General features: G+C 75.7%; 11 protein-coding genes. 4 read left to right on the top strand and 7 right to left on the bottom strand.

Annotated features, from left to right (window positions below):
• Nucleotides 1–81: 81 nt before the first annotated feature.
• A complete protein-coding gene (locus AC07D6_RS04495) occupies nucleotides 82–2451 on the bottom strand; it encodes a serine/threonine-protein kinase (RefSeq protein ID WP_479041903.1) in 2370 nt (789 codons plus the stop codon).
• A 153-nt stretch (nucleotides 2452–2604) separates the two neighbouring features.
• A complete protein-coding gene (locus tag AC07D6_RS04490) occupies nucleotides 2605–2844 on the bottom strand; it encodes a DUF6480 family protein (RefSeq protein WP_315878620.1) in 240 nt (79 codons plus the stop codon).
• A gap of 106 nt (nucleotides 2845–2950) precedes the next feature.
• On the opposite strand from AC07D6_RS04490, the gene AC07D6_RS04485 reads away from it, so the two are divergent.
• Nucleotides 2951–4525, top strand: coding sequence for an FAD-dependent oxidoreductase (locus AC07D6_RS04485; RefSeq protein ID WP_479041901.1), 1575 nt, complete (start codon nucleotides 2951–2953; stop codon nucleotides 4523–4525).
• A 67-nt stretch (nucleotides 4526–4592) separates the two neighbouring features.
• Here the strand turns inward: AC07D6_RS04485 and AC07D6_RS04480 are convergent, their stop codons facing one another.
• The 5 genes from AC07D6_RS04480 to AC07D6_RS04460 all read right to left on the bottom strand — a co-directional run bounded on the left by AC07D6_RS04480 (nucleotide 4593) and on the right by AC07D6_RS04460 (nucleotide 7858).
• Nucleotides 4593–4796, bottom strand: coding sequence for a hypothetical protein (locus tag AC07D6_RS04480; protein ID WP_315878618.1), 204 nt, complete (start codon nucleotides 4794–4796; stop codon nucleotides 4593–4595).
• Nucleotides 4797–4856: 60 nt separating this feature from the next.
• Complete coding sequence (locus AC07D6_RS04475; protein ID WP_479041898.1) at nucleotides 4857–5567, bottom strand: hypothetical protein; 711 nt, start codon at nucleotides 5565–5567, stop codon at nucleotides 4857–4859.
• Nucleotides 5567–6100 carry a SigE family RNA polymerase sigma factor gene (locus AC07D6_RS04470; RefSeq protein ID WP_479041896.1) on the bottom strand — a complete coding sequence of 178 codons (534 nt, stop codon included), beginning with the start codon at nucleotides 6098–6100 and terminating at the stop codon, nucleotides 5567–5569. Before AC07D6_RS04470 ends, AC07D6_RS04475 begins: the two co-directional genes overlap by 1 nt.
• Nucleotides 6101–6221: 121 nt before the next feature.
• The gene (locus AC07D6_RS04465) at nucleotides 6222–7091 is read right to left on the bottom strand and encodes an SMP-30/gluconolactonase/LRE family protein (RefSeq protein ID WP_479041894.1); all 870 of its coding nucleotides are present in this window, start codon (nucleotides 7089–7091) and stop codon (nucleotides 6222–6224) included.
• Complete coding sequence (locus tag AC07D6_RS04460; protein WP_479041892.1) at nucleotides 7088–7858, bottom strand: IclR family transcriptional regulator; 771 nt, start codon at nucleotides 7856–7858, stop codon at nucleotides 7088–7090. Before AC07D6_RS04460 ends, AC07D6_RS04465 begins: the two co-directional genes overlap by 4 nt.
• Before the next feature lie 260 nt (nucleotides 7859–8118).
• Between AC07D6_RS04460 and AC07D6_RS04455 the strand changes: the two genes are divergently transcribed.
• The 3 genes from AC07D6_RS04455 to AC07D6_RS04445 all read left to right on the top strand — a co-directional run bounded on the left by AC07D6_RS04455 (nucleotide 8119) and on the right by AC07D6_RS04445 (nucleotide 11427).
• The gene (locus AC07D6_RS04455) at nucleotides 8119–9282 is read left to right on the top strand and encodes a mandelate racemase/muconate lactonizing enzyme family protein (protein WP_479041890.1); all 1164 of its coding nucleotides are present in this window, start codon (nucleotides 8119–8121) and stop codon (nucleotides 9280–9282) included.
• Complete coding sequence (locus AC07D6_RS04450; protein ID WP_315878612.1) at nucleotides 9279–10331, top strand: zinc-dependent alcohol dehydrogenase; 1053 nt, start codon at nucleotides 9279–9281, stop codon at nucleotides 10329–10331. The genes AC07D6_RS04455 and AC07D6_RS04450 overlap by 4 nt, the downstream gene beginning before the upstream one ends.
• 127 nt (nucleotides 10332–10458) lie before the next feature.
• Nucleotides 10459–11427 (top strand): hypothetical protein, encoded by a 969-nt coding sequence (locus tag AC07D6_RS04445; RefSeq protein ID WP_479041888.1) that lies wholly within the window; start codon nucleotides 10459–10461, stop codon nucleotides 11425–11427.

Genomic DNA, 11427 nt, shown 5'->3' with positions numbered 1-11427 from the left:
GATGCGGGCGGGGACCGGTGGGGGGGCCCGGCCCGGGCCGCTGTGCGGGCGGGCGGGGCGGCGCGTGGCCGCCGCCCGCCGTCACCCGGGCGCGGGCCGACGGCGGGCGGCGGCCACGCGCCGGTACAGCTCGACCGCCTCGGCGTGCCGGCCCAGTTGCTCCAGGCACTGCGCCTCGTCGTTGCGGCTGGCGAGGGTGTCGGGGTGGTCCGGGCCGAAGACCCGTTCGCGGGCCCCGGCGACGTGCCGGTAGCCGGTGAGCGCTTCGCCCCAGCGGCCGAGCCAGCCCAGGCACACGGCCACCTCCCGGCCGCTGACCAGCGTGTCCGGGTGGTCCGGACCCAGCACCCGGGTGCGGGCCGCGGCGACCTCGCGGGCCTCGGCGAGGGCCTCCTCCCAACGACCCAGCCGGCCCAGGTTGACCCCGAGGCCGTGCCGGGCGCGCAGGGTCTCCGGGTCGTCGGGGCCCTGCGCCCGGGTACGGGCCGCGACCAGGTCCCGGTACAGCTCCAGCGCTTCCCGGCCGCGGCCCAGGCGGCTCAGGCAGATGCCGGCCTCGTAGCGGGCGGCGAGGGTGTCGGGGTGGTCCTGGCCGAGCGCGCGGGCACGGGCGGCGGCGATCTCCTGGTAGGTGCCCAGCGCGTCGGCCCAGCGGCCGAGCCGGCCGAGGACGTGGGCCACCTCGTAGAGCGTGACCAGCGTGTCGGGGTGGTCGGGGCCGAGGAGCCGGGCGCGGGCGGCCGCCACCTCGTACGCCGTGCGGTACGACTCCTCCAGCCGGCCGAGCCGGCCGAGCGTGAAAGCGAGGTTGTGCCGGCAGCGCAGGGTGTCCGGGTGGTCGGCGCCCATGACGCGCTCGCGGGCGGCGAGGACGTCGGCGTACACCCGGTGGGCCTCGGCGTGGCGGCCGAGCCGGCCCAGGACGTGCGCGGTCTCCTGACGGGCCGTGAGCGTGTCGGGGTGGTCCGGGCCGAGGAGGCGGGCGCGGCCCTCGGCGACGTGGCCGAACTCGCGCAGGGCGGGGGCGGGGCGGCCCGCGCGGCTGAGGGCGAAGGCGTACTCGTACCGGCTGGCCAGGGTGTCGGGGTGGTCGGGGCCGAGGAGGCGGGCGCGCTCGGCGGCGACGGCGCGGTGCGCCTCGCCGGCCTCCGCCCAGCGGCCCAGGCGGCCCAGGCTGAGTCCCGCGCTGTGGCGGCCGGCCAGGACGGCGAGGAGGTCCGGCTCCGGTACGGGGACCGGGGGCGGGGCGGCGGGCGCGACCGGGGCGCCGGGGGCCGGTGTGCCGGGGAGGGCGGGCGCGGTGCGCGGGCGCGGGGGAGCCCCGGCGGCCGTCCACCGGCCGGTGAGCGCCGACGCCGGATCCTCCGGCGGGGGCGCGGCGTGCGGCAGGAGGGCGCCGACGGACGTGCGGCCGGTGGTCATGGAGCGGGTCCAGGCCGGGAGCAGCGCGGGGGCGGCGGGCCCCGTCCCGGGGTGGAGGGGGACGCGTCCGGACGCGTCGGCGGGGCCGTCCGGGTGGCCGGTGCCCGGGGGGTACGGCGGGACGGGCCGTTGGGCGTCCGGGAGGTGCGGGGGCTGCGGGGCGTTCGCGGGCAGGGCGGCGCGGCGGGTGCCGGTGATGCGGCGGCGCAGGTCGCCCGCGTCGGCGGGGCGGGCCTCGGGGGCCTTGGCGAGCAGGTCCAGCACGATCCGCTCGAACAGCGGCGGCAGGTCCGCGCGGCGCCTGCGCGGCGGCTCGGGCGGGGTGTCGCGGTGGCCGACGAGGATCGCCCAGGCGTCGTCCTGGTCGAACGGCGGGGCGCCGGTGGCGATCTCGTACAGGACGCAGCCGAGCGAGTACAGGTCGCTGCGGTGGTCGACCCGGTCGCCGCTGATCTGCTCGGGTGACATGTAGTGCGGCGTGCCCATGGCGATGCCGGTGCCGGTGAGGCGGGAGGAGACGCCGATGTCGGCGCCGAGGCGGGCTATCCCGAAGTCGCAGATCTTCACCGTCCCGTCGGCGAGCCGCATGATGTTCGCGGGTTTGAGGTCGCGGTGGACGATGCCCTGGCGGTGGGTGTAGGCGAGGGCGTCGGCGACCTGCTCGGCGATGTCGACGACGTCGTGCACCGGCAGCGGGTGGCGCGCGTTGTCCCCCAGGAGCTGGCTGAGGTTGCGGCCCTCCAGCAGTTCCATGACCAGGTACAGGGTGCCGTCCGCCTCGCCGAAGTCGTGGACCACCGTCACACCGCGGTGCTGGAGGGAGGCGGCGACGCGGGCCTCGCGCCGGAACCGCTCGCGCAGCACCCGCAGGAAGTCCGGGTCCTGCCGCGCCCCCAGCGGCTTGAGGCACTTCACGGCGACCCGGCGGCCGAGCGACTCGTCGGTGGCCCGCCACACCTCCCCCATGCCGCCGCGCCCGATCACCTCCAGCAGCCGGTAGCGGCCGTGGATGAGCCTGGTCTCCGCCATCGCGTGATGTCGCCCCCGTCGTTCGCTGCGCCTCCCCGGCCCGTCCAGTATGGCGCCCTGTCTGCGGGATTCGTACGGGGCGGCGCGGGTGGCGGCGGCCCGGGGAGGTGCGGGAGGCGCGGGATCCGGCCACGCGCCGCCGCACCACCGCGGTCAGCTCGCGATGACGACCGCCATGACGGCGAAGAGGGCCGCCACCAGGACGACCACCACCAGGATCATCGCCAGGGGGGCCTTCGCCCAACCCGTCGGGGGGTTGTGGGTGTCGCGGGGGCCCGCGCCCGGGGTGCTGCTCTCGGCCGGCGGGGTCTCGCCCGGGCGCACCGAGCCGCCGGCGTCCAGCCCCGGGGTGCGGTCGGGATCGGGGTCAGGGGGGTTGATGTGGTGGGTCATGGAATACGAGTGCGCAGCTCCGGGGGTTTCATGCGCCTTCTCCGGGCACCCGGACCTCCCGGGCCGCGGCGGTGGCCCGGTGTGACCGCCGAGGAGGAGTGCGCCCATGGTCTTCGACCCGCTGTCCGGTTCGCTGTGGATGGAGTACGCGCCGGGGCCGGCCCGTCCGGCTCTCGAGCGGTCGGTGGAGACGGAGGTCGTCGTCGTGGGCGGCGGCGTCGCGGGGCTGTGCACCGCGTGGGAGCTGGCGCGGGCCGGGCACCCGGTGGTGGTGCTGGAGGCGGACCGGATCGCCACCGGCGTGACCGGGCACACGACGGCGAAGCTGTCGGCGCTGCACGGCGAGGTGTACGCGGACGTGAAGTCGGTGCACGGCGCGCGGGCGGCGCGGCTGTACGCGCACTCGCAGCAGTTGGCCGTCGAGCGGGTGGCCGAGGTGAGCGAGGAACTGGGCATCGACTGCGACCTGGAGCGCCTCCCCGCGTACACGTACGCGGAGGACCCCGGGCGGACGGACGGACTGCGGGCCGAGGCGGACGCGGCGCTGGAGGCGGGGCTCCCCGCGTCGTACGTGACGCGCACGCCGCTGCCGTTCCCGGTGGCGGGCGCGGTGCGGGTGGAGGGGCAGGCGCAGTTCCACCCGCGGAAGTACCTGCTGGGCCTCGCCGCGGACCTGGAGCGGCTCGGCGGGCGGATCTACGAGCGGACCCGGGTGACGCGGCTGAAGGAGGGCACGCCGTGCGAGGTGACCACCGAGCGGGGTGACACGGTGGTCGCGCGGCACGTGGTCGTGGCCACGCACTACCCGGTGTTCGACCGGGCGCTGCTGTTCACGCGGCTGGAGCCGAAGCGGGAGCTGGTCGTGGCGGGCCCGATCCCGGCGGACCGCGACCCGGGCGGGGTGTTCCTGACGTCGGAGGGCGGTACGCGCTCGGTCCGGACGGCCCCCACCGGGGAGGAGGGGACGCGGATGCTGATCGTGACCGGGGAGAAGTTCACCCCGGGCACCGCGGAGGAGGGCGAGGTCGGCGAGCGGTTCGCGCGGCTGGAGCAGTGGGCGCGGGAGCGGTTCGCGCCGTTGGAGATCACCCACCGGTGGGCGACGCAGGACAACTGGACCACGGACCGGGTGCCGTACGTGGGGCGGCTGCACGCCGGGGCGCGGCACGTGTACGTGGCGACCGGGTTCGCCGGGTGGGGCATGAGCGGCGGGGTGATGGCGGGGTCGCTGCTGGCGGCGCGGATCCGGGGCCGGGACTTGGCCTGGGCGTCGCTGTACGACCCGGTGCGGCTGCGCCCGCTGCGGGAGGTGCCGGCGGTGCTGCGGCTCCAGGCGCAGGTGGCGAAGCACTTCGTGGGCGACCGGGCGCCGGGCGCGTACGCCGACTCGGTCGCGGACGTGGGGCCCGGCCAGGGGGCGGTGGTGCGGGTCGGCGGGCGGCTGCTCGCGGTGCACCGGGACGGGGCGGGGGCGCTGCGCGCGGTGTCCGCGCGCTGTACGCACCTGGGGTGCGTGGTGCACTTCAACGACGCGGAGACCGCCTGGGAGTGCCCGTGCCACGGGTCGCGGTTCGACGTGGAGGGGCGGGTCGTGCAGGGGCCGGCGACGCGTCCGCTGGTCCAGGAGGACGTGCAGGACGTGCAGGACGTGCGGGACGGCGAGGAGGGCGGCGCGGGCTGACCGGGGCGGGGCCGCGTGGCGGGGCCACGCCGAGCGGGGTGCGCGGCGTGGCCCGGAGGGGGGTGGGTCAGGGCAGGAGCTCGTCGAGGGCCGCCTTCCCCTTCTCGGCCATCCTGCGTTCGGCCCAGGCGAGGTTCTCGGGGTTCACGTCGCGCCCGGAGGCGAGGACCAGGTCCTCGGCGGTGAACTCGCCTTCGGCACCGCTGTGCAGGAGGGCGTCGGGGGTGACACCACCCCCTCGCCGGGAGCTCGTCTCGGGTTCTTCGGTCATGCCGCCTCCTTGTTCGTCCGGCACTCGCCATTGTCGTCGCCGGTCAGCGGTCACGCGACCTCAGGAGGAACCGGTGGTGCCGGGCCCGGAGGCGAAGCCGCCGGTGACGGTGGCCCGCTCGCCGTCCGCGCCGGTCGCGGTGACGGTGAAGCGGTCGCCGCCCGCGTCCCGGCCGCCTTCGGCGTGGTTGTACTGGCCCGCGAAGACGTGCCGTCCGACGGGGACGGTGCGGCCCTCGCGGAGGGTCCAGGTGTAGACGAGGGCGCCGCCCTCCTCGCGCACCGACACGGTGAAGTGGCCGGCGGGCGGGGTGCGCCAGTTCCCCGTGTCGGCGACGCCGCCGGTCTGGGCGACGCGCAGCTCGACGGTGAGCCCCGTGAGGGCGGTGGCGGTGTTGAAGGTGATGTTCGACTGGGCCCAGAAGCGGTTGCTGTGCGGGTCGACGTCGCCCCGGGCGCGCAGGAAGCCGTCCACGGCGCTCGTGGGGGCCGGGGCGGTGGGGGTGGCCGGCGGCGGGTCGGCGACCCGGGCGGGGGCCGGGGCGTCCTCGTGGAGTACGGCCCGCGCGCCGAGACCGCCGACCACGAGGACGCCGGCGACGGCGGCGGCGGCCAGGGCGACGCGCGGCCACCGGGGGGCGGGCGGCCGGTGGTGGCGCCGCGGGGCGGGGGCCGGCCGGTCCATCCCCCGCTCCACGCGCGCGAGGATCCGCGCCCGGTCGGGGTGGTGCGACCGGGCGGCGTCCCGGAGCGCTCGCTGCAGCTCGTCCACTAGTTCCTTCCTCCGACCAGCTCCGACGCGGCAGCGCGGGTGCCGAGCAGCTGTTGCAGCTGCACCATGGCCTTCGATGTCTGGCTCTTCACCGTACCCACGGATATGCCGAGGGTGAGGGCGGTCTCCCGCTCGGACAGGTCGAAGGCGTGGCGCAGCACGACGCACGCCCGTTTGCGGAACGGCAGCCGGCGCAGGGCGCCCTGCACGTCGACGACGGCGGGTACGTCGGGTCCTTCGGTGTACTCGGCGCGCTGCGACCAGAACAGGGCGATGCGGCGGCGCTCCCGCACGGCGCTGCGGATGCGGCTGCGGGCGAGGTTCGCGACGACGCCCCGGGCGTAGGCGGCGGGGTGCTGGGCGGCGCGGACGCGGTCCCAGCGGTGCCACAGGGCCAGGAGGGCGTCGGCGGCGAGGTCGTCGGCCGCGTCCGCCTCGCCCGTGAGCAGGTGGGCGAGGCGGGCGAGTTCGGCGTAGTGGCGCTCGAAGAACTCGTGGAACTCCGTGGCGGCGTCATCGGCGGATGTGCCCACGGGCGGCCTCTCCCCTGCGCTTCGTCGCGCTGCTTCGATGGTCGTGCTGTCGGTGCTGATGTGCTCGAACTGCCCCCGTACCTGTGGCGTCGAGATGGCGGGCGATAGTAGCAAGCCCAGGTCACCCTGCGAACGCGCGGCCCTCGCGGCCCTGTCCGGCGTCCGGCAGGACGAGCAGCGAACCGCTCAGCGGGTGCGGGCGGTCGAGGCCGGTGCGGGCGGTCGTGACGTACAGGTCCCGCAGGTCCGGGCCGCCGAAGGCGCAGGCGGTGGGGCGGCGTACGGGCAGGGGGACGGTCCGGTCGAGCCGGCCGTCGGGGGTGTAGCGGCGGAGGGCGGCGCCGTCCCAGAGGGCGACCCAGACGCAGCCGTCCGCGTCGACGGTGAGTCCGTCGGGGAAGCCGGCGCCGGGTTCCACGGTGGCCAGCGGGCGGCGGTCGACGACGTGCCCGCCGTCGGTGCGCAGGACGTCGATGCGGCGCGTGGGGGTGTCGACGTAGTAGACGAGGCCTCCGTCGGGGCTCCAGTCGGTGCCGTTGCTGACGGTCACGTCGGGCAGGAGCGTGGTGGCGGTGCCGTCCGGGGCGATCCGGGTGAGGGTGCCCCCGCCGGGCGCCTCGTCGTAGCGCATGGTGCCGGCCCACAGGCTGCCGTCGGGGGCGACCGCGGCGTCGTTGCCGCGGCGGCCGTCGACGGGGTCGTGCAGGAGCCAGCGGAACGTGCCGTCGGGGTCGTACAGGCCGATGCCGTCGCGGAGGTTGACGACGTGTCCGCCTCCGGCGCGGGGCTTGGCGGCGCCGACGTGCTGGGGGGTGAGCACGACCGTGCGGCGGCCGTCGGCGGGGGCGTAGGTGTGGACGCGGGAGCCGAGGATGTCGACCCAGACGAGGCGGCCGGTGGCCGGGTCCCAGGTGGGCCCCTCGCCGAGCTGCGCGGTCTCCCGTACGGCGACCTCGACGCGGCCGGGGCGGGGCGCGGCCGGCGGGGTCACCGGGTGCCCCGGTGGCCGAGGCGGATGGAGAGGTCGGCGGCGCCCTTGGCGGCCAGCTCGGCCAGTTCGGCCTCGCGCTCCTCGCTCCAGCGGATCATGGGGACGGAGATGGACAGGGCGGCGACGACCCGTCCGGCGCTGTCGCGCACGGGCGCGGCGACGCAGCTGACGTCGGGGTTGGACTCGCGGTGCTCGGTGGCGACGCCGCGCTCCCGGACGACGGCGAGTGCGGCGCGCAGTTCGTCGGGGTCGGTGAGGCTGCTGGGGGTCATGGCGGTGAGTTCGCGTCCGTCGATCCGGGCGTCGAGCTCGTGCGGGGGGAGCGAGGCGAGCAGCATCTTGCCGACGGAGGTGCAGTGGGCGGGGAGCCTGCGGCCGGCGGCGGACACCATGCGCACGGCGTGCGTGGAGTCGACCTTGGCGATGTAGATGACGTCCAGGTCCTCCAGGATGGCGACGTGGACGGTCTCGTCGCACGTCTCGGCGACCTCGCGGGCGACGCGCTGGCCCTCGGCGGCGAGGTCGAGCTGCTCGGCGTACCGGCTGCCGAGCTGGTACGCCCGGACGCCGAGGCGGTAGCGGCCGGGCTGCTCGGGGAGGGGCACGAGGTAGGAGCGGGCGGCGAGCGTGGTGACGAGCTCGTGCACGGTGGTGCGGGGCAGTTGGAGCCTGCGGGTGATCTCCGGTGCGGAGAGCGTGCCGTCTCCGTCGAGGAACAGCTCCAGAATGTCGAGCGCCCTGGTCACCGCGGGAACAAGCCGTCCCATGAGGCCACCCACCCCTTCGTTCGAAACCCCGGCCAGTGACCGGTATGACGAACACAGGCTACTCAGTGACGCCTCCGCGGGCAACGGCCGGGGCGGGACCGCCGGATCGCGCCCCCCGTGCGCCGCACTCCGCCGAGCGGGAGGTGCGCGAACCATTGACACCCCGCCCGGGGGCTGATTACGGTCACGCCACGATTTCGAACGTGTGACGAAATGTCGAACACAGCCAACGTATCGAACGGACTCTAGGGGCAACTACCGTGCGCATCACGGGAATCAGCACTCATGTCGTCGGGACCCCCTGGCGCAACCTCACCTACGTGCTCGTCCACACCGACGAGGGCCTGACCGGCGTCGGCGAGACCCGCATGTTGGGCCACACGGACGCGCTCATCGGCTACCTGCGGGAGGCGGAGGTCAACCACATCGCGGGTTCCGACCCGTTCGCCGTGGAGGACCTCGTACGGCGGATGAAGTACGGCGACTACGGCCGGGCCGGTGAGATCGTCATGTCCGGCATCGCCGTCGTGGAGATGGCCTGTTGGGACATCAAGGGCAAGGCCCTGGGCGTCCCGGTCTGGCAGCTGCTGGGCGGCAAGGTCACGGACCGGGTCAAGGCGTACGCGAACGGCTGGTACACGACCGAGCGGACCCCCGAGGCGTACCACAAGGCCGCCCAGGAGGTCGTGGCGCGCGGCTACCGGGCGCTGAAGATCGACCCGTTCGGCACCGGCCACTTCGAGCTGGACGCCGAGCAGACCCGGTACGCGGTGGCGCTGATCGAGGCGGTGCGCGACGCGATCGGCCCGGACGCCGAGCTGATGCTGGAGATGCACGGCCGGTTCAGCCCGGCCACCGCCGTGCGCCTGGCGCGGGAGCTGGCGCCGTACCGCCCGGCGTGGCTGGAGGAGCCGGTGCCGCCGGAGAACCTGAAGGCGCTGAAGAAGTTCGCCGACAAGGTGGACCTGCCGGTGGCGACGGGCGAGCGGATCCACGACCGGATCGAGTTCCGCGAGCTGTTCGAGTCGCAGGCCGTCGACATCATCCAGCCGGACCTGGGGCACATCGGCGGCATCCTGGAGACCCGCAAGCTGGCGGCGACCGCCGAGACGCACTACATGCTGGTCGCCCCGCACAACGTGGGCGGCAGCGTGCTGACCGCGGCCTCGCTCCAACTGGCCGCCTGCACCCCCAACTTCAAGATCCTGGAGCACTTCAACGACTTCGCGGACGCGGAGATCAAGAAGGTGGTCAAGGGCGCCCCCCAGGTGGACCCCGAGACGGGCTGCTTCGAGGTGTCGCACGCGCCGGGCCTCGGCGTGGAGCTCGACGTGGACGCGGCGGCGGAGTTCCCGCAGCAGCAGGCCCGGTTCGACCTGTGGGCCGAGGGCTGGGAGAAGCGCGCCCCGAAGGGCACCAGGTGAGTCCGGTACCAGACGCCACGGACCGGCCGGCGGCGGCTGTCAGCCGGTCCGTGGTCATCGACCGGCCGGGTGCCCACCGGCTGGTCGAGCGGGAGGTTCCGGCGCCGCGGCCCGGCGAGGTGCTGGTCCGGGTCGCGGCCGCCGGGATCTGCATGAGCGACCGCGAGGTGCTCGACGGCCAGCGCGCCCCCGGCTACGTCCGCTACCCGGTGACACCGGGTCACGAGTGGGCCGGGACCGTGGAGGCCGTGGGCGACGGGGTGGACCCCGCACTGGTGGGCCGGCGGACGGTCGCCGAGGGGTTCCGCTCGTGCGGGGTCTGCGAGCGGTGCCGGTGCGGGGAGACGAGCCTGTGCACCGGCGGGTACGCCGAGACCGGGTTCACCGAGCCGGGCGCGTTCGCCGACCACCTGACGGTGCCCGCGCGGCTGCTGCACCCGCTGCCCGACGACGCCGACCTGCGGGCGGCGGCGCTGCTGGAGCCGGCCGCGGTGATCGCGGCGGCGGTACGCGCGGGTCGGCCGCGCCCCACCGAGCGCGTGGCGGTGGTGGGCGCGGGGACCCTGGGGCTGCTGGCCGTGCAGCTGCTGGCCGCGTCGTCGCCGGCGGAGCTGGTCGTGATCGATCCGCGGGTCGCGCGCGCCGAGGCGGCGCTGCGGTTCGGGGCCACCGGCGCGTTGACGCCGGAGGGCGGCGAGGCGCTGCGCGGGCGGTTCGACCTGGTCGTGGAGACGGCCGGGGCGCCGTCCACGGCGGCGTCGTCGTGCCTGCTGGCGCGGCGGGGCGGGCGGGTGGTGCTGACCGGGATGTTCACGGCGGGCGCGACCGGGATCGACCCCGTGCACCTGTCGGTGAGCCAACTGGAGGTCCGCAGCGTCTTCGGCGCGTCGGCGGAGGCGTGGGCGGACGCGGTACGGGCCTTCGCGCTCGGTCTGCTGGACCCGGCGCCGCTCGTCACCCACGAGTTCCCGCTGGAGCGGTTCGCCGACGCGATCGCGCTGGTGGGGAGCGGTGACCCGACGACCGGGAAGGTGCTGTTGCGGCCCTGACCGGCCCCCGAGACGTGCGGCGGCGCGGGGAGCGCCCAACGGCCCCCGCGCCGCCGCACCCCGCAAGATCCGAATAACGACCGAAATATCGAACACCTGTGGTTTCGACCGACCCCAGAGGAGTCCTGTGACCTCCCCGCCCGCACCCCGTCGCCCGGGTGCCGATGCCCTCGCCCGCATCGGCCACCCCGCCCCCGAGCCCGACCCGGCCGACGCCTCCCCGCACGCCTTCCCCGACGGCGGGGTGTGGCGCACCGAGATCCCGTCCGTCGAGGGCCCGGAGGCGCTCGCGGTCGTCCTGAAGGAGAGCTCCCGCCTCGACGTGCCCGTTCACCGGATCAGCCAGGGCAGCGGCGTGTGGATGCTCACCGACGCCGAGATCACCGAGATGGTGGAGTCCTGCGCGGAACGGGACATCGAGCTGTGCCTGTTCACCGGGCCGCGCGGCACCTGGGACATCGGCGCGGCCACCCGTACCGACTCGGGCGGCGCAGGGCTGCGCGCCCGCGGCCACGACGGGCTCGCCGGGTGCGTGGAGGACGCGCTGCGCGCCACCGAGCTGGGCGTGCGCTGCCTGCTCGTCGCCGACGAGGGCGTGCTGTGGACGCTGCACCGGCTGCGCGCGGCCGGCACGCTGCCGGCGGACACCACGTTCAAGCTGTCCGCGTTGATCGGTCCGGTCAACCCGGCCTCGTACGCCGTGTACGAGCGGCTGGGCGCCGACTCCCTCAACGTGCCGTCGGACCTGACGCTCGCGCACCTGACCGAGATACGCCGCGTCAGCCGCGCCCCGATGGACATGTACGTGGAGGCCCCCGACGACCTCGGCGGCTACATCCGGATGTACGAGGCGGCCGAGCTGATCCGGCGCGGCGCGCCGCTGTACCTGAAGTTCGGGCTGAGCCGGTCCCCCGGCATCTACCCGTACGGCGCCCAGCTCCGCGACACGACGCTCGCCACCGCGCGGGAGCGGGTCCGGCGCGGGCGTCTGGTCCTCGACCTGCTGGCCCGCCACGGCGCGGACGGCGGCATGTCGCCGCTCGGTTCGCGGCTCCCGGGCGACCTGCGGCGTTTCCCCGTCCCGGAAGGCGACTGA

This window comes from Streptomyces sp. NPDC045287 (assembly GCF_056432325.1).
This window is presented reverse-complemented; position numbering and strand designations above follow the sequence as displayed.

Coding starts and splice junctions, on each gene's coding strand:
- AC07D6_RS04495 (WP_479041903.1), bottom strand. CDS start 2,451: ATGGCGGAGACCAGGCTCATCCACGGCCGCTACCGGCTGCTGGAGGTG.
- AC07D6_RS04490 (WP_315878620.1), bottom strand. CDS start 2,844: ATGACCCACCACATCAACCCCCCTGACCCCGATCCCGACCGCACCCCG.
- AC07D6_RS04485 (WP_479041901.1), top strand. CDS start 2,951: ATGGTCTTCGACCCGCTGTCCGGTTCGCTGTGGATGGAGTACGCGCCG.
- AC07D6_RS04480 (WP_315878618.1), bottom strand. CDS start 4,796: ATGACCGAAGAACCCGAGACGAGCTCCCGGCGAGGGGGTGGTGTCACC.
- AC07D6_RS04460 (WP_479041892.1), bottom strand. CDS start 7,858: ATGGGACGGCTTGTTCCCGCGGTGACCAGGGCGCTCGACATTCTGGAG.